22 protein-coding genes are annotated in these 24,262 nt (G+C 47.5%); 10 read left to right on the top strand and 12 right to left on the bottom strand.

The window, feature by feature from the left end; translation table 11 throughout:
• Window positions 1-167 precede the first annotated feature (167 nt).
• From fabG to lptB, 3 genes are all read right to left on the bottom strand, one after another.
• Window positions 168-926, bottom strand: a complete 759-nt coding sequence (gene fabG / locus H608_RS0111500; RefSeq protein WP_028787803.1) for a 3-oxoacyl-[acyl-carrier-protein] reductase — start codon at window positions 924-926, stop codon at window positions 168-170.
• 77 nt (window positions 927-1,003) lie between these two features.
• On the bottom strand, window positions 1,004-2,515 hold the full coding sequence (locus H608_RS0111495) for a GH3 auxin-responsive promoter family protein (RefSeq protein ID WP_028787802.1): 1,512 nt from the start codon (window positions 2,513-2,515) through the stop codon (window positions 1,004-1,006).
• 46 nt (window positions 2,516-2,561) lie between these two features.
• Window positions 2,562-3,611, bottom strand: a complete 1,050-nt coding sequence (gene lptB, locus H608_RS22140; RefSeq protein WP_245565754.1) for an LPS export ABC transporter ATP-binding protein — start codon at window positions 3,609-3,611, stop codon at window positions 2,562-2,564.
• 169 nt (window positions 3,612-3,780) lie between these two features.
• On the opposite strand from lptB, the gene metF reads away from it, so the two are divergent.
• Window positions 3,781-4,731, top strand: coding sequence for a methylenetetrahydrofolate reductase [NAD(P)H] (gene metF, locus H608_RS0111485; RefSeq protein ID WP_028787801.1), 951 nt, complete (start codon window positions 3,781-3,783; stop codon window positions 4,729-4,731).
• A gap of 195 nt (window positions 4,732-4,926) precedes the next feature.
• On the opposite strand, the gene H608_RS0111480 is transcribed toward metF, so the two are convergent.
• Together H608_RS0111480 and H608_RS0111475 are read right to left on the bottom strand one after the other, a co-directional pair.
• Window positions 4,927-6,882, bottom strand: coding sequence for a peptidylprolyl isomerase (locus H608_RS0111480; protein ID WP_081658876.1), 1,956 nt, complete (start codon window positions 6,880-6,882; stop codon window positions 4,927-4,929).
• A 32-nt stretch (window positions 6,883-6,914) separates the two neighbouring features.
• Window positions 6,915-8,345, bottom strand: coding sequence for a DUF5106 domain-containing protein (locus tag H608_RS0111475; RefSeq protein ID WP_028787799.1), 1,431 nt, complete (start codon window positions 8,343-8,345; stop codon window positions 6,915-6,917).
• 123 nt (window positions 8,346-8,468) lie between these two features.
• Here H608_RS0111475 and rlmD point away from each other — a divergent pair, with 123 nt between their 5' ends.
• The 8 genes from rlmD to H608_RS0111435 all read left to right on the top strand — a co-directional run bounded on the left by rlmD (window position 8,469) and on the right by H608_RS0111435 (window position 17,415).
• Complete coding sequence (rlmD, locus tag H608_RS0111470; RefSeq protein WP_028787798.1) at window positions 8,469-9,902, top strand: 23S rRNA (uracil(1939)-C(5))-methyltransferase RlmD; 1,434 nt, start codon at window positions 8,469-8,471, stop codon at window positions 9,900-9,902.
• A 9-nt stretch (window positions 9,903-9,911) separates the two neighbouring features.
• Window positions 9,912-10,568: a rhomboid family intramembrane serine protease gene (locus H608_RS0111465; RefSeq protein ID WP_028787797.1), complete on the top strand. Its 657-nt coding sequence runs from the start codon at window positions 9,912-9,914 to the stop codon at window positions 10,566-10,568.
• 69 nt (window positions 10,569-10,637) lie between these two features.
• On the top strand, window positions 10,638-11,564 hold the full coding sequence (locus H608_RS22135; RefSeq protein WP_028787796.1) for a rhomboid family intramembrane serine protease: 927 nt from the start codon (window positions 10,638-10,640) through the stop codon (window positions 11,562-11,564).
• 53 nt (window positions 11,565-11,617) lie between these two features.
• The gene (locus H608_RS0111455) at window positions 11,618-12,739 is read left to right on the top strand and encodes an endonuclease/exonuclease/phosphatase family protein (RefSeq protein ID WP_028787795.1); all 1,122 of its coding nucleotides are present in this window, start codon (window positions 11,618-11,620) and stop codon (window positions 12,737-12,739) included.
• Window positions 12,740-12,770: 31 nt separating this feature from the next.
• On the top strand, window positions 12,771-14,309 hold the full coding sequence (gene cysS, locus H608_RS0111450; protein ID WP_245565753.1) for a cysteine--tRNA ligase: 1,539 nt from the start codon (window positions 12,771-12,773) through the stop codon (window positions 14,307-14,309).
• A 312-nt stretch (window positions 14,310-14,621) separates the two neighbouring features.
• Window positions 14,622-15,566, top strand: a complete 945-nt coding sequence (locus H608_RS0111445) for a fasciclin domain-containing protein (protein ID WP_038008272.1) — start codon at window positions 14,622-14,624, stop codon at window positions 15,564-15,566.
• 62 nt (window positions 15,567-15,628) lie between these two features.
• Window positions 15,629-16,669, top strand: a complete 1,041-nt coding sequence (locus tag H608_RS0111440) for a sensor histidine kinase (protein ID WP_028787792.1) — start codon at window positions 15,629-15,631, stop codon at window positions 16,667-16,669.
• Window positions 16,666-17,415, top strand: a complete 750-nt coding sequence (locus H608_RS0111435) for a LytR/AlgR family response regulator transcription factor (RefSeq protein ID WP_028787791.1) — start codon at window positions 16,666-16,668, stop codon at window positions 17,413-17,415. The genes H608_RS0111440 and H608_RS0111435 overlap by 4 nt, the downstream gene beginning before the upstream one ends.
• On the opposite strand, the gene mnmC2 is transcribed toward H608_RS0111435, so the two are convergent.
• A complete protein-coding gene (gene mnmC2, locus H608_RS0111430) occupies window positions 17,416-18,087 on the bottom strand; it encodes a tRNA (5-methylaminomethyl-2-thiouridine)(34)-methyltransferase MnmC2 (protein ID WP_211227059.1) in 672 nt (223 codons plus the stop codon). It lies immediately after the preceding gene.
• A gap of 90 nt (window positions 18,088-18,177) precedes the next feature.
• Between mnmC2 and H608_RS0111425 the strand changes: the two genes are divergently transcribed.
• Window positions 18,178-18,792, top strand: coding sequence for a DNA-3-methyladenine glycosylase family protein (locus H608_RS0111425; RefSeq protein WP_028787789.1), 615 nt, complete (start codon window positions 18,178-18,180; stop codon window positions 18,790-18,792).
• 84 nt (window positions 18,793-18,876) lie between these two features.
• Here H608_RS0111425 and H608_RS0111420 read toward each other — a convergent pair whose 3' ends face one another.
• The 6 genes from H608_RS0111420 to H608_RS23655 form a co-directional block, all read right to left on the bottom strand.
• A complete protein-coding gene (locus tag H608_RS0111420; RefSeq protein WP_081658874.1) occupies window positions 18,877-19,998 on the bottom strand; it encodes a mandelate racemase/muconate lactonizing enzyme family protein in 1,122 nt (373 codons plus the stop codon).
• A 9-nt stretch (window positions 19,999-20,007) separates the two neighbouring features.
• A complete protein-coding gene (locus tag H608_RS0111415; protein ID WP_028787787.1) occupies window positions 20,008-20,685 on the bottom strand; it encodes a hypothetical protein in 678 nt (225 codons plus the stop codon).
• Window positions 20,686-20,841: 156 nt separating this feature from the next.
• On the bottom strand, window positions 20,842-21,177 hold the full coding sequence (locus H608_RS23660) for an NTF2 fold immunity protein (protein ID WP_155990138.1): 336 nt from the start codon (window positions 21,175-21,177) through the stop codon (window positions 20,842-20,844).
• Between the two features lie 10 nt (window positions 21,178-21,187).
• Window positions 21,188-22,018 (bottom strand): DUF4329 domain-containing protein, encoded by an 831-nt coding sequence (locus tag H608_RS24510; protein WP_162142870.1) that lies wholly within the window; start codon window positions 22,016-22,018, stop codon window positions 21,188-21,190.
• 468 nt (window positions 22,019-22,486) lie between these two features.
• Window positions 22,487-23,107, bottom strand: coding sequence for a hypothetical protein (locus H608_RS0111395; protein WP_155990137.1), 621 nt, complete (start codon window positions 23,105-23,107; stop codon window positions 22,487-22,489).
• A 6-nt stretch (window positions 23,108-23,113) separates the two neighbouring features.
• A partial coding sequence (locus H608_RS23655; protein ID WP_281169175.1) for an RHS repeat domain-containing protein occupies window positions 23,114-24,262 on the bottom strand: 1,149 nt, incomplete at its 5' end.

The following is a 24,262-nucleotide window of genomic DNA, read 5'->3' as shown; positions in this document are numbered from 1 at the left end:
AGTGTGTAAATGTGTAAATGAAACAGCCAATACAGTTTGCTACTGATGAAAGGCGCAATACTCCTGTTAATCCCTGATGCATACGATACAAAAAAATGTGGAAATGAAAAATCCATTTCCACATGGCCCCCGCCAGGGGCGGGGCATATTTTCACATTCTTAATCTCTCAAATATGCATCCCGCCGCAAACACTGATCGTTTGTCCGGTGATATAGGATCCCATATCGGATGCGAGGAATAAGGTGGCGTTGGCAATTTCTTCTGCGTGTGCAAAACGGCCGAGCGGAATGCTGGCGCGGTATTTATCAGCTCCTTCACCATCTTTCAGATAGCTGGTCATGTCGGTTTCTACAAAACCGGGAGCAATGGCGTTGCAACGGATATTACGGCTCCCCAGTTCTTTCGCTACGGACTTGGTAAAGCCGATTATGCCGGCCTTGGAAGCGGCATAGCTGCTTTGTCCGGCATTGCCCGACATACCGATAACCGAACTCATGTTGATGATAGAGCCGGCGCGGGCTTTCATCATGGGTTTGATCACCTGCTTGGTCATGTAGAAAACGCTGTTGAGGTTTACATTGATCACATCTTCCCACTGATCGGGTGTCATGCGTAGAAGCAGGTTGTCTTTGGAAATGCCTGCGTTGTTGACGCAGATATCGACACTGCCAAATTCTTTCATTACGTCGTTGACGAAGGTTTCGCACTGTGCTATGTCGCCTGCATTGCTTTTGAATGCGCGGGCATTGACACCTAATGCGCGGAGTTTTTCTTCTACTGCGGCGGCTTTTTCGGCACTGCCGTCGCTCACATACGTGAAGGCTACATGGGCGCCGTGTTCGGCAAATTTGAGGGCAATGGCTTCGCCGATACCACGCGCGGCACCGGTAACAATGGCTACTTTATTCTCTAATAGTTTGCTCATACGATGATTCTGGTTTGTGTTCCAAGTGTGGCCGGCAAAATAGGACAAAATCGCATTTTGTTGCTAAAATTTTACATTCACTGTTGTTGCAGGGCCAGTATTTCTTCGAGGTATTTGCGTTCGTTGCTCAGTCGCGGCACTTTGTGCTGTCCGCCGAGTTTGCCCCGGTGTCGCAGCCAGTTGGCAAAGGTTCCCTTCTCCAGGGCATGTACAACCGGCATTCTCAGGGCTATACTTTTATGGCGCTTGGCTTCGTAGTCGCTGTTGATACTCTGCAGCGCCTTGTCCAGTTCGGTAACAAATGCTTCGAGGTTTTCCGGATTTTTTTCAAATTCTATCAGCCATTCATGGGCACCGTTGGCACCGTCGGAAAAATAAACGGGAGCCGCGGTGTAATCGTTCACTACGGCGCCGGTTGCGCGGCAGGCTTCGGCAATGGCTTTGTCCGTATTGTCAACGATCACTTCTTCGCCGAAGGCATTGATATAATGTTTCAGGCGGCCGGAAACGCGTACGCGGTAAGGTTTGGTTGAAACGAACTGAATGGTATCGCCCAATATATAACGCCAGAGGCCGCCGTTGGTGCTGATGATGAGTGCGTAGTTTTTGCCAACTTCCACATCGTTGAGGCTGAGTGTCTGCGGATGTTTTTTACCGTATTCGCTTACGGGCATGAACTCCATGAAAATCCCGTGATCGGTAAAGAGCAGCATGCCATCGTCGCCGGGGCGTTCCTGTGCCGCAAAGAATCCTTCGCTGGCATTGTACATTTCCAGGTAATTGATGTTTTTGCCGATCAGTTTGGCGAATTGTTCGCGATAGGGTGTGAACGATACGCCGCCATGCATATACAATTCAAGGGCGGGCCATACATCAGCGATGCATGATTTGCCGGTGATCTCGAGTATGCGGCGGAAAAGCACGAGTGTCCAGGTGGGTACACCGGAGATCGATGTTACATTTTCCTTTATGGTGCTTTCTGCGAGTTTTTCGATTTTGCTTTCCCACTCATCCATCAGGGCGATGCTGAGGTCCGGCGTGCGGAGCCAGTGCGCCCAGAAGGGAGAGTTTTGCAGCAATACGGCACTGAGGTCGCCATATTGCGCTTCGCTGTTCATGGGATTGATATTGTGACTGCCGCCCAGTACCAGTCCTTTGCCGGTGAGCAAAGCGGATTCGGGGTTGAACTGGTAATACATCGTGAGCACATCTTTGGCTCCTTTGTAATGACAGTCCTGCAGGCTTTCTTCCGAGAGGGGAATGAATTTGCTTTTGTCGCTGGAAGTGCCGCTGCTTTTGGCAAACCAGTTAACGGGTGAGTTCCAGAGAATGTATTGCTCGCCCTGCATGATGCGTTCGATATACGGCTTCAGGTCGTCGTATTCGTGTACAGGCACGGCTTCTTTGAATGCTTTGACAGTGAACAGTTCCGAGAACTTGTATTTGCGCCCGAACTCCGTGTATTGTGCCGAGGTGACGAGATCCTGGAGTACTTCCCGTTGTGCATCGACAGGGTTGTTCTTCCAGGCTTCAATTCGCCAGAGCCTCATGCGTGCAAGCGATGATATGGCAGGACTCAGTAAACTCATATATAGTTGGTCGGTCCGCCTTCCGTGCAGGAAACGGACATTAGGTTTAGTCGATTTCCTGGCTCAGCAGGTTGCTGATGACCAGCAATTGTTCCTGCAGACGCTGAAACTCCTCCGTGGTTTCAATATCTGCCGGAAGCGCGTTGGCAATTGCCTGTAACTCTCCGTGCTGTTTGTTATTGGCGTAGGAAATAATGCCGGATTTATAGAAATCAAGTGACCGGCTGAATTCCTCGCGCTGAATGGCTTCGGTAAAGATGTTTTCTCCTTCTTCGCGGAGCATATTGATCATCCGCTCGGTAGACCCTGAAAGTGTATTCTTGTTGATGGTATTGCCGCCCTTTGCTTCTTCGTGCAGGTAATCTTTGCGCTTAAGCTCGAAGTTGCGGCCGAGGTAAAGTCTTTTTACCTGGTCGTCGGAAGCCAGTTCTTCGGCGGTACCGTGTTTAAAGATTTTTCCTTCGATAAGCAGGTAGGCACGGTCGCAAATAGAAAGGGTTTCCGTTACGTTGTGGTCGGTGATCAGGATGCCGATGTTTTTGTATTTCAATCGTGCCACGATGGCCTGGATATCTTCCACCGCGATGGGGTCGATACCGGCAAAAGGTTCGTCGAGCAGGATGAATTTGGGATCTACGGCCAGTGCGCGGGCAATTTCGGTACGGCGGCGTTCGCCCCCGCTGAGTACGTCACCATTGCTTTTGCGTACGTGCTGCAAACGGAATTCGTCGAGCAGTGATTCGAGTTTTATCTTCTGCTCCTTGCGGCTCAGTTTGGTCATTTCCAGTACGGCGGAAATATTGTCTTCCACGCTTAGTTTACGGAAGATAGAAGCTTCCTGTGGCAGGTAGCCGATGCCCATTTTAGCGCGCTTGTACATGGCTAACGGAGTAATGTCCTCTTCGTCGAGGAATACGTTTCCTTCGTCTGGTTTTACCAGGCCCACCACCTGGTAGAAAGAAGTGGTTTTACCGGCACCGTTAGGTCCCAGCAATCCGACGATTTCTCCTTGTTTTACTTCAAATGAAACATTGTTGACTACCGTACGGCTGCCATAGCGTTTCATGAGGCCTTTGGCGTAAATAGTAACTGACATGCCCGACAAAAATAAGGTATAGGGGCTGCATCTGTACATTCCGGGTTGTTAATCCGCTGGAAGTCTTATGGTCTTTTTGGTATAAAAAACGGTCGTTAGGGTAGTTTATGACGCCTGTACATTAGTTTTGCACCCCGGCCGGACCACGGCCGGTAATCATAACGTAAGGATGAAAGTAATAGACCACATCAAAAATGCGAAAGACACATTGGTGTCTTTTGAAGTACTGCCCCCGCTGAAAGGCAAGGGAATTGAAGCGCTGTATAACCACCTGGATCCCCTGATGGAGTTCAAGCCCGCGTTTATCAATGTTACCTATCACCGTAGCGAGCACGTGTTCAAGAAAAATGCAGACGGCTCTTTTCAAAAAGTAGTAGTGCGTAAACGCCCCGGTACGGAAAGCATCTGTGCCGCCATTATGAACAAATACGATGTGGACACCGTACCACACCTGATCTGCGGCGGCTTCGATATCAACGAAACTGAAGACGCCCTGATCAACCTGCATTACCTCGGTATCGACAACGTGCTGGTACTGCGTGGCGATGCGGCCAAAAACGAAACCTCTTTCGAGCCGGAACCCCGCGGCCACCGTTATGCCAGCGAATTGCTGCAACAGGTAGTAGACCTCAACGCCGGTATTTACCTGGAAGACGACCTGAAAAATACCCACAAGACCAATTTCTGTATTGGCGTGGCCGGCTATCCTGAAAAACATTTCGAAGCGCCCAATATGGATACCGATATGGATTATCTCAAGCGCAAGATCGACATGGGAGCTGATTACATCATCACACAGATGTTTTTCGACAACGAAAAATATTATTCCTTCGTGAAGGCCTGCCGCGATGCAGGCATCACCGTTCCGATCATCCCGGGACTGAAACCTATTTATACCCGCAAACAGCTCACTGTTTTACCCAAAACCTTCCACATCGATCTGCCGGCGGACCTGGCCAATGAAATAGCGAAGTGCAAGTCCGATGAAGACGTGGAAAAGGTAGGTGAAGAATGGTTGCTGGCGCAATCACGTGATCTGAAGAAAAACGGCGTGCCCGTACTTCACTATTACACCCTCGGCCGCCCGCATATGGTGGCGAATGTGGTGAGAGAACTCTAGGAATGGTTCCCGCCGTTGGCGGAAATGTGTAGATGTGCCGCCGCCTTGCGGCGGATGTGAAAATGAAATAAATAAAAATGGCTGTGAAGATTATTCCACAGCCATTTTTAGTATTGATCATTCCCGCTACTCAGGACACATTTCCACATGGTCCCGCCGCAGGCGGGCACATTTTCACATTAAGAGAAAAGCGCCTTAAGGCGCTTTTCTCTTAACCAGCTCCTCCCACACCTGCTGGTCAATGTGTACAGGGTATTTCTTTTTCAATTCAGCCATCCAGGCTTCTTCGAGCAGGGATTGCTGATCATTTATTACCAATCCTTTTGCTTCGGCAAAACTGCGCGGGCCGGCTTGCGGATGTACTTTGAATATATAAGCAAAGGTGGCGCTGTTGTCCTGTTTGTTCACCGAAAGCGGAGTCAATGTTTTTTCCTTCGGTGTTGCATTGCCAATGCCGGGTAATTGTTCCCATTCGTAGCGTGCTGAATCGGCCACTACTTTCTCCACCAATGCATCGGCGAATGTGCGCCACTCAGTTGGTTGCTGCTTGATCTGGTTCTGCAATGTTTTGGCCACGGCTTCATCGTTGCAGAAAAAGATCACGGCTTCGGCGCTGGGCTTCCAGTTGTACTGCTCTTTTCTTTTCTGGTATAAAGCCAGCAGCGATGCAGAATCCGTCTGTGCTTTGTTCCAGATTTCCTGTTGCATGATCTCGAAGAAGAGATTGCCATCGAGGAACTCGTTCATCTGCGCGCGGAAGTCGGCATTGAAATCTTCCAGGTTGTTGCGGTAGTAATCGTATTCTTTGGCTTTGATGTATTCGTCGGTGAGTTCGTTGTAGGTTTTAACACCGCTGCGGTCTGGTTTGAAACGGTAGTTGCGGCTGTAAACGATCCAGTCTTCCACATTGAAATCTGTTTTACCGATGCGCAGCAACACATCTTCCATTTTTACTTTGCTTCCCGCGGGGCCGGCTGGTTTGTAATCGAGCAGGCTGTCGCTGAAGGCCCAGAGTGCCGCATCGGTAGGACCGATGCGTTTTACACCTGCTTTTTTTACTACTTCATCGTAAATGAAATCGCGGACGGTGGTCCAGCGGTCGTCGTTTTTCACCGCCATGCGCAGTTGCTCCATGTAGGCCGTGTTGTTGCTGTCGGCAGATACGGGTTTAACGCTTATGCGCTTGAGAATATGCCAGCCGTGATTGGTCATGAAAGGCTTGCCCACCTCGCCGTCTTTTTTCAATGACCAGAGATTGTTTTCAAAGGTCTGATCAAACTGGCCCACACTGATATCGGGCATGGTGCCGCCTGTATTCACGCTGATATAATCGTTGCTGAATTTATTCACGAAGGAAGTGAAGTCGGCACCTTTTTTTAATTGCGCGTAAAGTGAATCGGCCAACGATTTGATGCCGTTGCGCGTAGCCTGATCAGCGTCGGGAGGGAAGGCCAGCAGGATCTGCTGTGCTTTCATTTTTCCCAATGCTTTTCTTTCGCCGATATTTTTAAAAATATGATAGCCTGCCCCCGAGCGGTACACACGCGAATGTTTTCCGACAGCAGTCTGGTATACCAGGTTTTCAAAAACATAGGGCAGCGTGAAAGCGGTGACGAAGCCCAGATCGCCTTTATTGGTTTTGGCAGAAGGATCGTCGGAATATTGTTGGGCTACCGAAAGAAAGTCCTGTTTGGGCAGCGCTTTCAGTACCTGTTGCAATTTGGCATAAGCCGCGGTGGTATCTGCAATGCCGCCGGTGTTGCGGAAGGCGAGGAAGATATGAGCCGCATGCACATCTTTCTGGCTGCGCTTGAAAGCTTCGCGGGTGAGCCGGTTGATGGCTTCGGGATCGTTGATGTAATTTTCGATGATTTGCACGCGCAGGTTCTCGACTTCGGTCCTGATCTGCGGAAGGGTATCATAACCTCTCGCAAAAGCTTCGCGGATCTTGAGGCGTGAGTTGATATAGAGATCGAGGTATTCGCGCATGGAGCCCGCTTTGTCGGCGCCGATGGCATTGTTGTTTTTCGTGTAAGCCCGCAGGAATTCAGCGGCATCGGCTTTGGTTCCTCCGTAAGTGAACAATGTCTGCGCCTGGCCGGTGAGGCAGGAGGCCAGCAGCAGGCCGGTGAGCATTAGTCTGGTTTTCATACTGAAAAGTTAGTTCTTTCGTTAATGGCCGTTTATTTTTTCCGGTAGTCAAGTATTTCGTTGATCTGTTCCCAGGTCAGTTTTTTGGCGATGATCCGTTTGTCGCGGTCTAGCAGGTAAAGGGTGGGGAAGCTTTGCACATCATACAACTGCGAATAGCTCGGTATGCTTGCATTGATGCGCGATGTTTCTTCTGCTTTTGAATAAAAAACATGCGTCCATCCTTCGAGGTGGTTGTTGCTGATGAATTTTTTCCAATCGGCAGGGGAGGCATCCACCTCTTTGGCCACGGCATAAATGTGCAGGCTGTCGGCCTTCCATTTGTTGCGGTACATGGAGTCGAGTTTGGGCAACACTTCTTTACAATGCCCGCAATTCGGATCATAAAATGCCACGAGCGTATAGGGCGATTTCACTTCGTAAAGATTACGTGTAGTACCAGTGCTGTCGGGCAATAAAATATTTTCCGCAGGGTTGCCCATGATGTTGGCCATCAGGTTGTAGGCTCGTTCGGTAATGATCTTTTTGCCTTCGGGGGTCAGCCAGGTGTACTCTTTCTGCGAGAAATATTTTTCAAATAAATGCACGAACACCGCATCTTCCCACATGTATTGCTGCTTCAGGTAGCGGTTGATGAATTTTACGAGGAGGAAGCGGGTCATTTCATCGCTTACCGAAGCATAACCCAGCATCCAGTCAATTTCTTTGTTTACCGAGTCGGCATTGTGGTAGACCAGTGTTTTGAAATATTTGTCAACGCGGTCTTCAAACAAAACGGAGGGCGTGCGTGCGAGGCGTTCGTCGAAGAAATTAATGTTGTCCCAATAATGATTTTTGAAATAGCGGTAAGCATAAGCCGAATCGTACCTGCCGCCGGGATGTTCTGCTGCCGGAGGAATTTTCGGTTCTTCCATCAGGTGAAGTAATGTGGCGAGTAAGGTGTTGGGATTTTTCACCACCACATTTTTGCGGTAAGCGGAGATGGCTGAGTCGGCTATGGCAATATCTTTTGAAAGTTTGACGGAGTCGGCGCCTTGTGTGCCGGCAAGTTGCTGGCGAAGCTGGTTGATCTTTTCGCCGCGCTGTCGCATCGCCTGCTGGTATTCGATGAAAAGCGTGTTATCGGGTGAATTGACAAACTTGCGGTTGTCGAGATCAGCTGTATCGGCAAGAATGGTAAAATGCTGCTGCTTATCGACCAGTACCTCGAAATAGCGGTCTTTGTTGGGAAAGCCGATGATATAAATGCCGCCGCCGAGCGGTTTGGTGCCTTTGAAAACGCCTTCGCTCTTATCGTTGAGCCTGATGGAATCGTCGATGGGCATCGATTTTCCCGAGTAATGCCCGAGATAAATGTATTGATTCTTAAAGGGCTTGAACGTGATCTTGATCTCGTAACCCTTGTTTTGGGCTGACAGGATAAAGGACGACAGCAGGAATGGTAATAAAAGAAAACGGTTCATCAGTCTGGTGTGTTTATGCCGGGATAAGCTCGTAAAGTTAAAAAAAACCGGGTTGCCAAGCTCAAAAGATGCAAAAAGCCCGGGGAAGGTTGCCGCGCCTCTTTCCCGTATTTTTGCGGGATTATGGCAAGGAAGAAGAAACAGGTTGTATTGGAGAAAGTGCTGGTGGAAGATTATGCCGCCGAAGGCAAATCGCTGGGGCGGGTAGACGGGAAGGTGATTTTTATCGAACAGGTGGTGCCCGGCGATGTGGTGGACGTAAGACTGGGTAAAAATAAAAAAGACTGGGCGGAAGGCCGGCCCGCACACTTTCATAGTTATTCGCCTGACCGGGTGACGCCATTCTGCTCACATTTCGGCGTTTGCGGTGGCTGCCAGTGGCAGATGCTGCCTTATGAACGCCAACTGCAATACAAAGAGCGGCAGGTAAAAGACAATTTGCAGCGCATCGGCAAACTGCAACTGCCGGTCATCGAACCCATTTTGGGCGCGGAGGATACGCGTTATTACCGCAACAAAATGGAATATACGTTTGGCAACCGCCGTTTCCTGACCACGGAGGAACTGGGCAACCCGGATATTACGCCGGACAGCCAGGTGGCAGGATTCCATGCCCGCGGGATGTTTGACAAATTAGTGGATATCGACACCTGTTACCTGCAGGCCGAGCCGACCAATGCCATTCGTAAGGCGATTAAACATTACGGACTGGAGCACGGTTATTCATTTTATGATATCCGTGCGCACCAGGGTTTTCTTCGGACAATGCAGGTACGGTTGTGCCGCAGCGGCGAACTGATGGTGAATGTGGTAGTGGGTGAGCCGGACAAAAAGAAAATAATCCCCTTGATGGATCATTTGCTTGCGTTGTTTCCGGAGATCACTACGTTATTATATACGGTCAATACCAAATGGAACGACAGCCTGCACGATCTGGAGCCCGTGGCCTACTACGGCAAGGGATATGTGGTGGAAACGCTGGAGGCATTTCAATTTAAAGTAGGACCGAAATCATTTTTCCAAACCAATACGTCACAGGGAGAAAGATTATACCAGGTAACGCGGGAATTTGCCGAACTCACGGGCAACGAAACGGTCTATGATCTTTACTGTGGTACGGGCAGTATTGGCATCTTTCTGAGCGAAAAAGCGGGAAAAGTAGTAGGCGTGGAAGTAATTGCTGCAGCCATAGAAGATGCAAAAGAGAATGCGGCACTGAACAACCTGAAGGATACGGCGTTTTATGCGGGGGATGTGGTGGATATATGCGACGATGAGTTTTTTGCGAAACACGGCCGTCCGGATGTGATCATAACCGATCCTCCGCGTGCGGGCATGCATGAAAAGCTGGTGCGCAAGATCCTCGATATGGCGGCGCCGGTGGTGGTGTATGTGAGCTGCAACCCGGCTACACAGGCCCGCGACCTGCAATGGCTGTCGGAGAAATATGAAGTAACGCGCGTAAAGCCGGTCGATATGTTCCCGCATACGCTGCACATTGAAAATGTGGTGCAGTTGAAACTGAAAAAAGAATTAAACAACGAATTGCCTGAATAAAAAACCAGTATGAGTAATTTCCGTTATACACGATCCGAGAGTTTTCCGCCGGTTGTTAAAAATCTTCTCATTATCAACATCCTGGCTTTTGTGGCGCAGCAGTTTTTTGATCCGCAGTATGATATGACGCGCAAGTTGTCGCTGTGGCCGGTGAACACGTCTTATTTCGAGCCTTACCAGATTTTTACGCATATGTTTTTGCATGCGGGGTTTATGCACCTGCTGTTCAATATGCTGATGCTGTGGATGATCGGGCGGGTACTGGAATCTTATTGGGGAAGTAAACGTTTCTTGTTTTTTTACCTTGTTTGCGGGCTGGGAGCGGCTGCTGCGCACCTGGGTGTTGAATATATCCAGGTAAACCAGCAGATAGCGGCCGGTGGTCCGGTAGAAATCGGTTATGCATTGGGCGCGTCCGGTGCTATTATGGGGCTGATGGCGGGTTTTGCCTGGCTATTTCCCAATACCGAATTCATGCTCATCTTTTTCCCGGTGCCCATCAAAGCAAAGTATTTTGTGCCGGGTCTGATGGTCCTTGATATTTTAGGCGCCTTTTCCCCGGTGCTGGACAATGGCGTTGCACACTTTGCGCATCTGGGAGGGGCCTTAACAGGCTTTATAATCGTACTAATCTGGAACAAAACCAATCGCAGGACGTTATATTAAAAGATCATGCGCCTTATCCGTCCTGCTTTTTCGCGGCATGACGTAATTTCGCAGAGAAGAATAGCCTGTATGAGTCATTATCCGAAACGATACGAGCATCGTTTGTCCATGGGGCCACGCACAAATGCGCTGGTGCTGCTGATCGCGATCAATATGATCATGTATGTGGCCCTCGCATTCATCCATGCACTTTATCATTTGTTTTCGCAGGACCAGCAGGTCGTGAATCAACTTTTCCGCGAACGCGTTTTGCGATGGGTGGAATTGCCGGGCGATGCAAAGAAATTATTGCAATATCCGTGGACCGTTCTCAGCTACGGTTTCAGTCACGATAATATCTGGCGTGTTATTCCAAACATGCTCTGGCTCTGGTTCTTTGGTTATATCCTGCAGGACCTGACCGGCAACAGAAAATTAATACCCGTTTATATCTATGGCGTTCTCGGCGGTGCTGCTGCGTTTATTGCAGCTTGTCAGCTGATTCCGTCTGTTAGTATCGCTTCTGCCTCGCTCATTGGTTGTTCAACGGGTATTGCCGCCGTAGCGGCCGCGGTTACCACCATCGCTCCGGGTTTCCGGCTTTTTCCATTGATCAAAGGTGGAATTCCCCTCTGGGTGCTCACGGTTATTTATGCCGTGGTAGTAGTGGCATCGGTGCCGATGTCCAACCCCGCAGAGCTGATCGCACATGTAGGTGGCGCACTCACCGGTGTGCTGTTTATCCTCCTGCTGCGTCGCGGTTACGACGGCAGCGACTGGATGAACCGCTTTTTTGACTGGATCAACGATCTTTTCAATCCCGATAAACCCAAAAAAGGCGCGTCGATCAAGGAGGAATTGTTCTACAAAAGCCCGCAGCCTCCTTTCAAACGTACACCAAACGTTACCCAGCAACGTATCGACGAAATCCTCGACAAAATCAACCAGAAAGGTTATGAATACCTGACGGAAGATGAAAAAGAGCTGCTCAAGCGCGCTGCGAAGGAGGATAAATAAAAAGAGGGCACGTTGTAAATCGGTGCCAACTTTTTTTGCGTTATTTTAGGGCGATGGCTAGTAAGTTCCGCATTTTCACCAAACGGTTTTTGTTGCTGATCAATATCGGCTTTGCCGTGCTGTTTCTCATAGCATGCCTTGCACCGTATATGGACCCGCAAAAATGGTGGATGATCTCGCTGAGCGGACTCGCTTTTCCCTTTTTACTTTTACCTCTTTTGTTATTCCTGATCTGGTGGCTGTTCTTCAAACGGAAATATGCCCTGGTGTCCGTGATTGCCCTCGCACTCGGTTGGAAGAGCATCAGCGTTTTCATGGGCTTCCATTTTGGCAGCAGCTTCAACGAAAAAAAGGAACCGGGTAGTATCCGCATCGTAACCTGGAACGTAGCGCGCTTCATTGAAATGAAACGCAACAATAACAAGGGAAGCCAGACGCGTTTGAAGATGATGGATCAGCTACGCGAACAGCAGGCAGACGTATTGTGCCTGCAGGAATTTTTTCATTCCGGCAATCCCGAGTGGTACGCCAACCTCGATTATATCAGCAAAGAGCTGAACTATCCCTATTATGTTTTTTCACACGACAATGACGGCGACAATCATTATACGGGCACCGTTATTTTTTCCCGTTATCCGATGGTAGACAGCGGCATGTTGCGTTTTCCGCGGCCAACACTCCCGGAAGCGCTGGTACATGCAGACCTGCGCGTGGGAAAAAGAATTGTACGCGTTTATTCCACGCATTTGCAATCCCTGCAGTTTAAAAAATCGGATTATGAAAAAATAGACCGGATCAAGGAAGCGCAGGACGGCATGGTGAATAATTCCAGGACCATTTTCTCCAAATTGCGAACCGGCGTCCGTTACCGCTCGATCCAGGCCGATATGGTGCGCCAGGTGATGGATGACAGCCCTTACCCCGTGTTGTTCTGCGGCGACCTCAATGATATTCCCAATTCCTACACCTATTTTACCATCCGCCGCGACATGCAGGATGCATTCCTGCGCAAAGGTTCGGGTATCGGCCGCACTTTCTCGGCACTTTCGCCCACGTTAAGGATCGATTATATCCTGGCAGATAAAAATTTCAGCATCCGGCAGTTTAAACGCTATGTACGCGATTATTCCGACCACTACATGCTGGTGGCAGATATCAGTCTCAATAAGCAGTAATCCACCCAAACACGGCCTTAATTGATTATTTTTGCGCCAAAAGCAGGGTACGGCCGCCGTACCGGATTATATTATGAGCGAACTGAAAATTTTCAACTCCCTTTCCCGCACCAAAGAAGTGTTTACACCGCTGACTCCCGGACACGTGGGTATGTATGTGTGTGGTCCGACTGTAAGTGGCGAAAGCCATCTCGGACATGCGCGTCCTTATGTCACCTTTGATGTGGTATTCCGGTACCTGCAGCACCTGGGTTATAAAGTGCGTTATGTGCGCAACATCACCGATGCCGGGCATTTTGAAGAAGAAGGAAAAGAAGCGGAGGATAAAATTTCCAAAAAAGCGGTATTGGAAAAACTCGAACCGATGGAGCTGGTGCACAAATACACCAATCTGTTTCATTGGGCCATGCAGCGCTTCAACACATTGTCACCTTCCATCGAACCAACGGCTACCGGTCACATTGTAGAGCAGATAGGCATGATCGAAAAGATCATTGCCGATGGATATGCCTATGAAGTAAATGGTTCCGTTTATTTCGACGTAAAAAAATATGCAGCCAATTTTGATTATGGTAAACTGAGCGGCCGTGTGATCGATGACCTGCTGGAAACCACGCGCGACCTCGACGGCCAGGAAGAAAAGCGTGACCGAGCAGACTTTGCCTTGTGGAAAAGTGCGGCACCCGAACATATCATGCGCTGGCAAAGCCCATGGGGCGTGGGTTTCCCGGGCTGGCACATTGAGTGCTCGGCCATGGCTACCAAATACCTGGGACCACGTTTTGATATTCACGGCGGGGGAATGGATCTGCAGTTTCCGCATCACGAAAGTGAAATAGCACAAAGCACTATCTGCAATCATGAAGCACCGGTGCGTTACTGGATGCACAACAACATGATCACTGTGGATGGGAAAAAAATGGGAAAAAGCTACGGCAACCATATCACGTTTACGCAATTGTTCAGCGGTGACAGTCCGGTATTGGCCAAAGCTTATCATCCGATGGTGATCCGTTTCTTTATCCTGCAAACGCATTACCGCAGCACGCTTGACTTCAGCAACGAAGCATTGCAGGCGGCTGAACGCGGATTGAAAAGATTATGGGAAGCCTACGAACATCTGCAAAAACTTGTTCGCACCGGTGACAGCGATAACGCTGGCGATGCGGCACTTGACGAACGTGTAAGCGGTCTGATAAAGGAGTTTGAAGAATTCATGAACGACGACTTCAGCACAGCGAAGATCCTCGCCAACATGTTTGAACTCGTTCCTACCATCAATTCCATGAAAGATCAGACGATTGCCACATCGGCGTTGTCGGCTGCTACATTTGAATTGTTGCAAAACCAAATGCGTGTATACCTCGAAGATATTCTCGGTATCCAGTCTGTATCCGAACAGGACAATGGCAAATTACAGGCAGTAATGCAATTAGTGATGGATATCCGTCGCGAAGCACGCGGCCGTAAAGACTTTGCCACCTCCGATAAAATCCGGAATCAATTACAGGAGATCGGGATTTTGCTGAAGGATGAGAAGAATGGGGAGATGAGTTTTACGATATCGTGAAAGAATGTGTAAATGTGCCCGCCTACAGCGGGGCCATGTGTAGATGTGAAAATTGAACGGCCCATGTATTTCAGTCATTAAACTATACTTTCCGAAGCTTGCTTCGGGACACATTTTCACATTTCACCGCCCCGGTCTGCATCATTTCGTAGTAATAAATCCACACTGTGTGGTAACTGTTGCTAATACAGATTTAATATTTACAATTCAACCCTTCTGATCGACAACTTGTCGGAAATCCGAAGGTTTTTTCATTATCTGGTAATTATTTTGAGTCATCAGGTTTATTCTTCACTGTTTAAAACCTGAATTATGTACGTCAAAAACATCCTGTTCGGATCTATTTTACCGCTTTCTGCGGCGGCTTTATTTCTGTTTACCAGTTGCGATAAAGATGATGATGATAACAACAGCAACCGTACGGTAACGGAAACGGTTGTTGCAAATCCGGATTTCAGTTTGCTGGAAACGGCGGTAGGCCGTGCCCAACTGGCTACTTATCTGGGTAGCACCAATAATATTACGGTGTTTGCGCCTACTAATGATGCCTTTACTGCAGCCGGGCTTACAGAGTCTGCTATCGGCACTACCCCTGTTGCCACGTTGGATGCAGTTCTTAAATATCATGTGCTAGCTCAGCGAATCCCTTCTTCCTCTGTACCCGCCGGTCCTAATGCAGAGGTATCGACGGTTAATGGAGCCAAGGCCTATGTTACGCGCAACAATAATGGCGTATTTATCAACGGCATAAAGGTTGCGCAGGCCGATGTAAATGCCACCAACGGTGTGATCCATGTTATTGGCAGTGTATTGATGCCGCCGAGTGGTAACATTGTAGAAACTGCTGTTGCCAACAGCAACTTAACCTACCTGGTGGCTGCTGTTCAGCGCGCGGGAGCCAGCGGAACCGATATTGCTGCGGCCTTGTCGGCTGCCGGTCCGCTCACTGTTTTTGCGCCTACCAATCAGGCGTTCATAGATGCGGGGTTTCCGACCATTGCCTCTATCCAATCTGCAGATCCTAACACCATTAAAAATATTTTGCTCTACCATGTTCTTAATGCAAGGGTTTTTTCCAGCGATCTGACCGAAGGGGCAACTCCCGCAACGCTTCAGGGAGGAAATGTGACGATAACGCTGGCTGGTGGAGCAAAAGTTAAAGGGGCTGGCAACAGTACTGCTGCAGCCATCACCGGCACCAATATCGTTGCCACCAATGGCGTGATCCATGTGATTGATAAGGTTTTGCTGCCCTGATTTGTTTCACGCTAAACCAAGCCCAACTGTTTCCTTTTGGAGGCAGTTGGGTAATTTTAAGTATGAGTCTCTTCAGTAACCGTTACCGTTATTTGTTTATTGTGGCCTTGTCGCTGTATACCTATCTGTGTACCGTGCTTTGCGAAGTATACAAATACTTTGACATCCGGATTGAATGGTATTATGCTGCAGGTTCTATCCTGTTGACAACTTGGCTGACCTGGGAAGGTAACCGGTGGCTGGAGCCTTTCTGGCGTAGAAAATTTAATACGGACAAACAGCGTGCCGGCTACTTTATCTCCTTTTTTTTTACCGGAGGTTTGTTGGCAATGTTCGTGTCCACACTGGTGGTTATTGTAAATGGCATGGTGATTCACCAGTATTCATGGCATCAAAACAGAAATCCGCTCAAGCTGATGGCTATTTATGCGAGCCTGCTGGTGTTGCTCTACCATCTTCTTAATGCGGTCTATATTTTTTTCAGTGACTACCGCCGCAAATGGCAGGAAGCAGAGGAACTGCGCCAGGCGAATACACAGATACAATTGCAGTTGTTCCGTAACCAGGTGAACCCACATTTCCTGTTCAACAACCTGAATGTACTGTCGGCGATGGTGATCAGAGACAACCCGGATGCTAACCGGTTCATTGAATCTTTTTCCAGTGTGTACCGTTATATTCTTCATAATCGGGACCGGGAAGCTGTTCAATTAAGCGAAGAGCTTGGTTTTATCAAACCTTATCTTTATCTGCTGCAAAAACGTTTTGGCGAAGGTCTGCAGGTAACAATTGATATCGCCGAATCCTGTCATAACCAGTATATTGTTCCGGCCTCTTTACAGTTGGTAATCGAGAATGCCGTAAAGCATAATATTGTTTCACCCGCCAGGCCCTTGTTGATAGCAGTAGTTGCCGATGGCAACGACACTATCAGGGTGATGAATAATTTTCAACCTCGTACACCAGATGCGGATTCAACCGGTATCGGCCTGCAAAATATCCGACAGTCGTACCGTTACCTGAGTGCACGCGAAGTGGAAGTTGTCCAAACAGAAGAGCGTTTCGAAGTTGTTTTGCCCTTATTAACGATTGACAAGTCATGAATGTACTGATAGCTGAAGACGAAGCACCCGCGGCCGACCGGCTGAAGCTTTTGCTTAACCGGGCCAATCCGGCTTTGAATGTTTGCGCCTGCTTCGACAGCGTGCAGGATACAGTGTCTTATCTCCGCAGAGAGTCGTTGCCCGGACTGCTGATTCTTGATATTCACCTTTCTGATGGTCAGAGTTTTGATATTTTCCGGCAGGTTGATTATAACGGCCCCGTAATTTTTACCACGGCCTACGATCGCTACGTAATGGATGCCTTCAAGGTGATGAGCATTGATTACATTTTAAAGCCGGTGTCATTTGAATCCCTTGCGGCAGCCATTGCCAAACTGGAAAAGTTTACTGAAAACTATTTTCCTTCGCGGTACAACCAACTGGGTTCGCTGGAGCCGGAATTGAGTTATAAAACAAAGTTTCTTGTCAAAAAGGGTCAGCGGCTGCTATTTGCAGAAGCAAAGGATATTGTGTACTTCCAGGCGGTGAATAAAGTGGTTTACCTGACTGACAGGAACGGCGTACATTATATTGTCAATTATTCCCTTGACCGTATAGAAGGCATGCTGGATCCGGCCCATTTTTTCCGTGTCAACAGAAGCATGATTGTAAATATTTCTTTTGTTGCTCACCTGAAACCCTATACTAATAGCCGGTTGGAAGTTTTTTTCAAAACCTGTTCACCTGGGGAGAAAGTAATCGTAAGCCGTGAACGCGTGTCACAGTTCAAAGAGTGGTTTGGCTGATCACGGTTTTGCAGCCCTGACCATTTCCCGCTTGCCGGGAGGGCCGGGGATTTTTTCCACGATAAAACCAGCGGCCTGCATGGCGCGACGCACCACACCTTTGCTGCAATAGGTAACGAGCAGCCCACCAGGATGCATGGCGGCGAATAACTTTTCAAATACTTCCTGCGTCCACAATTCAGGCTGCGCAGTGGGCGCAAACGCATCGAAATAAATAACATGATACCGACGGGCCGGCTGAAAAGAAAGCAGGTCCGTTTTTATTTTTTGCAGAAAAAAACGTTCACTGATTTTTACTTCTTCGTTCCATGCACAGGCATGCATCTGTTCAAATGCCGGTTGAAGCTCCGGAGCATGCAGTTGGTCGCAATAATTCAGTGCCGCAACGATCTCCGGTTCCAGCGGATATTGTTCCAGGCTGTGATAATGTATTTCGTTGGGCAAAGCGGTTGCATATTGAAAAGTAAGCAATCCGTTCAGCCCGGTGCCCCATCCCATTTCCAGGATCGAAAGTTCTTCTGAAAATATGTCGAGTGCAGGCTGCAGTCCGGCGCCGATGAATACGTGCATCGATTCGCGGATGGCACCATGATGCGAGTGATAGGTCACCTGCATTTCGGGGATGGCTACAGTGTGTGAGCCATCGGTAGTGGGAACAAGTTCTCGTTTCACACCGCAAATTTCGTGTTTTATCCTTGTTCGCATGAACCGGATTTATGGCGGCCAGTTAAAATCGTAACTTTCGGTTCCTTTTTCAGTTCTATGCGTTACCATTCCCATCTTCATAAAGACCGGCGTTTACGGCCCTTGCTGGAAAGTATTGGTCCGCTGGCTTTGCGCAAGCGCCGCAATATCTGCAATTATCTCTGTGCCTCGATCATGAGTCAGCAACTGTCTGTGCGCGTGGCGGATGTGATCTACGGCCGTTTCCTGGATCTGTATGGTGGCAAACAGCCCACGGCTCAACAGATACTCGATACTGCTCCGGAACGCCTGCGTGCCATCGGGCTGAGCAACGCCAAAGTGAGTTATGTACAGAGCGTGGCCCGTTTTGAACTGGAACACGGCATGAGTGCCGCCAAACTCAACAAGATGACGGACGAGGAAGTGATCAATTATTTAACCGTGATCAAAGGTGTTGGCCGCTGGACGGTGGAGATGTTATTGATGTTTGCCCTCGGCCGCGAGGATGTGTTTGCGGTGGATGATCTCGGTATTCAGCAGGCCATAGCGGGTCTTTACAAACTCGACGCTACAGATAAAAAGAAATTCAGGGAAGAGATGTTGCGTGTTTCCAAAAAATGGAGCCCCTACCGTACTTATGCGTGTATGCATCTGTGGAGATGGAAAGACAATGCTCCGGGGAGCAATGTGTAAATGAGGCTAATTCAAAATTAAAAAGTAAAAATTCAAAAAATTGAACAGGTGCGTTGGCTGTTTCATTTACACATTTACACATTTTCACACTTTCACATTTTCACATTTCTCCTCCCATTCAGGAGCCAGCGTAGCTCCGAGGCCGGGTGTTTCGAGAACACGGATGCGGCCATTGGCCTCGTAGACCATACCGCCGAGTATGGGATCAGCCGAAAACATCAGCGAAGTATCGAAATCGTAATGTTCGATCTGCGGACTGCACATGGAAAAATGTGCGAAGGCCGTCATGGCCAAACGTGACTCCATGAAGGCGCCGACCTGCAGATGAATACCCGCATCTTCCGCCAGTTTCACCATTTTCAAGGCTTTGAAAATACCGCCGGATTTGCCGAGTTTGATGTTCATGTAATCACAGGCCTTCAATTGAATTAAACGTGCCGCATCGTGATCGTCGCCGCAGCTTTCGTCGCTCATGATCGGGATCGGACTTTCCTTGCGCACGCGCGGCAACTCCATGAATGCCCAACGCGGAATCGGTTCCTCGCAATGCTGAATGCCGAAGGCTGCAAGCTCTTTGAGTGTGGTGATGGCTTCTTCTACCTGCCATCCCTGGTTGGCATCGATGCGCAGCGGTATGTCGTTGCCAACTGCCGCACGTATGGCACGGATGCGTTCCACATCGTCAGGTCCGTGTTTGCCCAGTTTTATTTTAATGGCCGGGTATCCTTCTTCTTTTATTTTAACGGCGTCGGCCGCCATCTTCACGGGATCGCCGATGCTGACGGTATAATCAGTGATGATGGTCTTCTGGTTGTTGCCGCCCAGAAATTTATACAAGGGAAGTCCTGCATGCTGCGCAGCGATGTCATATAAGGCGATATCGAAAGCGCTTTTGATGCTGGTATTGCCGTAGATAAGTTTATCCATATCGGCAACACGCTCTTCGATATCGAGTGCATTTTTTCCTTTCAGCAATTTGGCAAAATACTGTCCTACTACGAAACAGGTATCCATGCTTTCGCCGTTGATGCTCATGAACGGGCTGCATTCGCCATAACCGGTAATGCCGGCATTGGTCCTGATCTTTACGACTACATTCTCTGCATTTGGAATAGGTCCGAGTGAGATGACAAAAGGCTCTTTAAGGGGAATAAACAACTTGTAAAGACTTACTTCTTCGATGAGCAGTGGCGTTGTGGATGTCATGATATTCTTTTAATCGAAAAGCACGCGCAGGCCGAGATGAAGCGTGCCTGTAAGCGGTGCGTTTTTATTTACAAAAAGATAAGGATTCTCATAGCTGGAAGCCGGGACGTAGCAGCGGGTTTCGAGAAACAGGAATACTTCGCCCCCAATGTTTTTTTCTGCGCCAAGTCCAAGGTCGAGTGTTAGTCTTTTGAAGCCGGAGCTTCCCGGGCGTAAGGTGGTGCTGTAAAACGCCGTATCGACAGCATCCACGAAAAGATTTTTTACCCTGCCGAATAGTAGACCAAATCCCGCCTGACCATACAAACCGAAGATTTGGCTTTCTTCTTTCATGGTACGGACGAAATAATGTGTCCAGCCCAATGATATATTCCGGATGCGGATAGAAGAGCGATTGGTAAACGAAAGTGTTTGCGGTTGCGCGGAAGGATCCTTGGCTGTAGCTTCCGCAACGGCATATACGTCTTTCGATCCGTAAAAGGAAAGCCATGCATAAAAGCCATCCTGCGGTGTTATATGACTGGTAAAACGGATACAATTACCGATGGCATTGAACTGCTGATTTTTTTGAAAACTCCTGAGCAGGCTCAGGTCGGTGGAAACGCTGAAGCCATTGTATTGTCCATGTGCGCTCTTAGCGAGCAGCAGGATGAGCAGTGGCAGTATTATCGGGTTCAGTCGTTTCAATAGCAGGAATGATTGTGCGGCGAATTTATTTCAATAATATGAGAATCTGCGAACTAAACAAGGTTAGATTTAGCTGGCAAATGGGTGGGGAACGAAGCAGATTAATGCTTTCCCGGGGAGGGTTTGTAGGAGTAAAAGACTTTTGCCAACAAGACATTATTTGTAGTGAGTAATTTTTAGTACTGCATGGTCTCCTTTACTTAGTTCAATATAAACGGTTCCTCCATCTGCCCCACGTGGTAAAGTGCCTTCTATAATCCAAATAGAATCTCCTGATAGCCGTGCTTTTAACGGCAACTCTTTTTTGATTACTTCACCGTATTCACTAAAGGCAATTTCTTCTGCTTTCTTCAGCACTTCCTTTTCTTCCGGAGTGCTTTCTTTTTCTGATGATTCACCCGGCTGTTGCTGTTTTGGCGGGTTGTTACAGCTCAAACCCAAAATAAAGCACACAACTATCATGCTTACCAAACCCCATTTTTTCATTCTCATACTTTCAGTTTTATCCTTTTGTACCAGATGCACCTTTTAAGACTGGTGCTATAATATTTCGTTTTATCCAATCCCATGCGCCATAAGTTGGTTCATTTTTGGGCAATGTAGTAGGATTGGTCATGTTTAATCTTGCCGGGTCATTAGGGTCACTTGGTATTGCAGTACTTATGGTAGAAGTCGTACCCGTTGAGTTATCATATTTTTGCAAACTGCCATTAGGTGTTGCTACATAACTGTCGACCCCTTCACTTTTAGCATTCGTTAAATCTGCTGGTGAAAATACGTTGTTAGAATATTTAGGGTCATAAGAACCATGAGTATGGGCTCGGGCAACGATTGTTGCATCGCCTTCATTTGACAAACCTAAGCCTTTAGGTCTGGAGGCTGCTTCTGAACCCTCATTCGGCTTTAAATATGTATAGAACACCGTACTTCCTTGTTTTATCTCAACAATATAGGTAGCAAACTCTTTCGACTTAGCTATTGAATTATCGTTGTAGAGCTTGGCAAAGTCAAGTGCAGCAGCATCTTTTGTTTTAAATTTATCTCCAGGGTCAGCCACTCTCATACCATCTGGGTCAATAAATCTGATGGGATTATCGAAAACGTAAGCATAGGATGAGAACCGCCTCATTGAATCAGAAAGGGGGTCTACCACATGCCACCGGCCTACTTGATTATCATACATCCTCGCCCCATAATCTGTCCATTCTAATCCTGAACCATCACTAAACTCTTCCCGCTGCTCTTCTTTACCGTTGTACTTAAACCGGTTCTTCAACTCGCCGGCTGCTTTATGGCTTATCCCCGCCATCGTCATCCCGAATTCTCGGGACAAAAGGATAATAATGGGTTTCTTCCAATAACGGACTGCGAGTATGAGCCAGCTGCATCCCGAATTCTCGGGATATCAAAGAATGCCGAAGTATCGGCACAGGCATTCACCGGGCTCTCATTGCTCACATAGACATAAAGATAACCGTTTTTGGTGGCAGCGAGATTTTGCAGGTCAGTGAAGTGGTCTTTGGTAAAACCAGTCGGATTCACCGTGCTTGCGCCACCACTGACCATCTTAAACTGCTCGTCGAAGAAGATGTAATTGATAAACGCTTTGCGGCGTTGTGGATAAGACGCATTGGTCGAATCAAGTCATTGATAAACGATATGTGAAGAATCCGAAAAAACACCGACATTTCCCATCCTATAAATAACATGTAACAAGTCATTTTTCTTGATGATCACCATCTCGACAACTGTTTTTTTATGGCATTGATGAGCGGCTTCCGCGTGTTGGCGGTTGGGTTTCTCACTGTTGGGTATACTCTTTCTCCTTGTCGACCGAAATGACAGCCCAGTGTGTCTTGATTTGTAGTCTGGTAAACCCATCATTTTTACTATAGTATAACTTGTTAACAGATGTGGTCGTTGTAGTATAAGTATCGGCCGTACCTAGCTCATATACGAACAGACCGTTCCGATCATTTTTATCTGTAAACACTATTTTCCTTTGCCAGAGTAAATCTTCGCCAAGATTTATAATCCATGAATCACCTTTTGCTACATTAAACTTTAAAAAAGGTTTTTCAATATCGTCGGTCGTTGCGTCTAACGGTAAGCAATACAGACCCTCGTTAGCCCGTCGCACCAATCCAACTGCGGTCTCCTGATTGTTTCCAAAGATCAGTTTGTTATATTTTCGACCATTTAATACGACTGAATCAGTGGTGAATCCTGCGTAAATTACTTCGTTTACATTTTTTACTTTGCCGCCTCCGAGCTTAATCTTATAGTTTACTTTAAAAACACTGACTTCAGAATTTTCTTTTTTCAAGAAAAAATGCTGCTCTTTTGATGTTTTGCAAGAGTAAAGTGTTATAATAGTTAATAAATAGTATATGTAGTTTTTAGAGGTGGGGGTAACAATCATCGGAGTTTATTTTTTTTTAACTGATTTCTTATCAGATTTTAATACTTCTTCCAGTTGTGACCTCAGTTTATCCAAGTCACTCCCTTTTATTATCGTATAGATGATATTGCCTTCTTTATCTCTTTTAAAATCTCCATTTTCCATTTCAAATTTATATCCGATGGCTTCATGTTCTGCGTTGGCATCAGACTTTTTACCGTTGTAATGATCAACGTGGGCCCCGATTTCATCAAATAAAGTTTCAGCATTATACTTTTTATCTTCATTCCTATTTTGCTTTATATCAAAAGTTTCAGTGTTTAATGTAATAAGCGAAACTCTTCGACCTTTTGATTTAGAAATATCTAGCCCTTCAAAATTTGAAAAATCAATACCAGTCCTTTGGTTGATCTTTTTATTACCTTTTATATTTATTCTTCCATTTTCATCGACAGCACTAGAATTTTCAACGTCAGCCATTGTGAATCCGTCATATCCTTTGTTTTTGAACTCCTGTGCTGAGATATAAATGTCGTGAGTATTACTGTTCTCATATTTTTCTAAAAGAGATCTTCCTATGTCTGTTTTCTTAAGTGTTTCGATCGCAATCTTTACAGCTTTATTTCCCGTTATTATGTATATATCTTCTCCATGGATGTCAATGGCATTAACCGGCATATTGTTCGTATATTGATATGGTGCCAAAGAAGCATATTTCCAGGCTTTTGGATCCTGAACTTCCCATCTCCCTACTTGATTATCATACATCCTCGCGCCATAGTCCGTCCACTCCAACCCGCTGCCATCACTAAACTCTTCCCGCTGCTCTTCCTTGCCGTTGTATTTAAACCGGTTCTTCAACTCACCGGCCGCTTTATGGCTAATCCCCGCCATCGTCAACCCAAAGGGATAATAATGCGTCTCCTCTAACAAGGCACTTCGCGTATGAACAAGTTGCAGGTTATCAAAGAACACATTCACCGGGCTCTCATTGCTCACATAGATATAAAGATAACCGTTTTTGGTGGCAGCGAGATTTTGCAGGTCAGAGAAGTGGTCTTTGGTAAAACCTGTGGGGTTCACCGGGCTGGCGCCACCGCTCACCATCTTAAATTGCTCGTCGAAGAAGATGTAATTGATGAACGCTTTCGGACGTTGCGGGTAGCTCGCATCATC

The sequence above is a fragment of the Terrimonas ferruginea DSM 30193 genome, assembly GCF_000425585.1.
Taxonomy (GTDB): domain Bacteria; phylum Bacteroidota; class Bacteroidia; order Chitinophagales; family Chitinophagaceae; genus Terrimonas; species Terrimonas ferruginea.
This window is presented reverse-complemented; position numbering and strand designations above follow the sequence as displayed.

Coding starts and splice junctions, on each gene's coding strand:
- fabG (WP_028787803.1), bottom strand. CDS start 926: ATGAGCAAACTATTAGAGAATAAAGTAGCCATTGTTACCGGTGCCGCG.
- H608_RS0111495 (WP_028787802.1), bottom strand. CDS start 2,515: ATGAGTTTACTGAGTCCTGCCATATCATCGCTTGCACGCATGAGGCTC.
- lptB (WP_245565754.1), bottom strand. CDS start 3,611: ATGTCAGTTACTATTTACGCCAAAGGCCTCATGAAACGCTATGGCAGC.
- metF (WP_028787801.1), top strand. CDS start 3,781: ATGAAAGTAATAGACCACATCAAAAATGCGAAAGACACATTGGTGTCT.
- H608_RS0111480 (WP_081658876.1), bottom strand. CDS start 6,882: ATGAAAACCAGACTAATGCTCACCGGCCTGCTGCTGGCCTCCTGCCTC.
- H608_RS0111475 (WP_028787799.1), bottom strand. CDS start 8,345: ATGAACCGTTTTCTTTTATTACCATTCCTGCTGTCGTCCTTTATCCTG.
- rlmD (WP_028787798.1), top strand. CDS start 8,469: ATGGCAAGGAAGAAGAAACAGGTTGTATTGGAGAAAGTGCTGGTGGAA.
- H608_RS0111465 (WP_028787797.1), top strand. CDS start 9,912: ATGAGTAATTTCCGTTATACACGATCCGAGAGTTTTCCGCCGGTTGTT.
- H608_RS22135 (WP_028787796.1), top strand. CDS start 10,638: ATGAGTCATTATCCGAAACGATACGAGCATCGTTTGTCCATGGGGCCA.
- H608_RS0111455 (WP_028787795.1), top strand. CDS start 11,618: ATGGCTAGTAAGTTCCGCATTTTCACCAAACGGTTTTTGTTGCTGATC.
- H608_RS0111445 (WP_038008272.1), top strand. CDS start 14,622: ATGTACGTCAAAAACATCCTGTTCGGATCTATTTTACCGCTTTCTGCG.
- H608_RS0111440 (WP_028787792.1), top strand. CDS start 15,629: ATGAGTCTCTTCAGTAACCGTTACCGTTATTTGTTTATTGTGGCCTTG.
- H608_RS0111435 (WP_028787791.1), top strand. CDS start 16,666: ATGAATGTACTGATAGCTGAAGACGAAGCACCCGCGGCCGACCGGCTG.
- H608_RS0111425 (WP_028787789.1), top strand. CDS start 18,178: ATGCGTTACCATTCCCATCTTCATAAAGACCGGCGTTTACGGCCCTTG.
- H608_RS0111420 (WP_081658874.1), bottom strand. CDS start 19,998: ATGACATCCACAACGCCACTGCTCATCGAAGAAGTAAGTCTTTACAAG.
- H608_RS23660 (WP_155990138.1), bottom strand. CDS start 21,177: ATGAGAATGAAAAAATGGGGTTTGGTAAGCATGATAGTTGTGTGCTTT.
- H608_RS0111395 (WP_155990137.1), bottom strand. CDS start 23,107: ATGATTGTTACCCCCACCTCTAAAAACTACATATACTATTTATTAACT.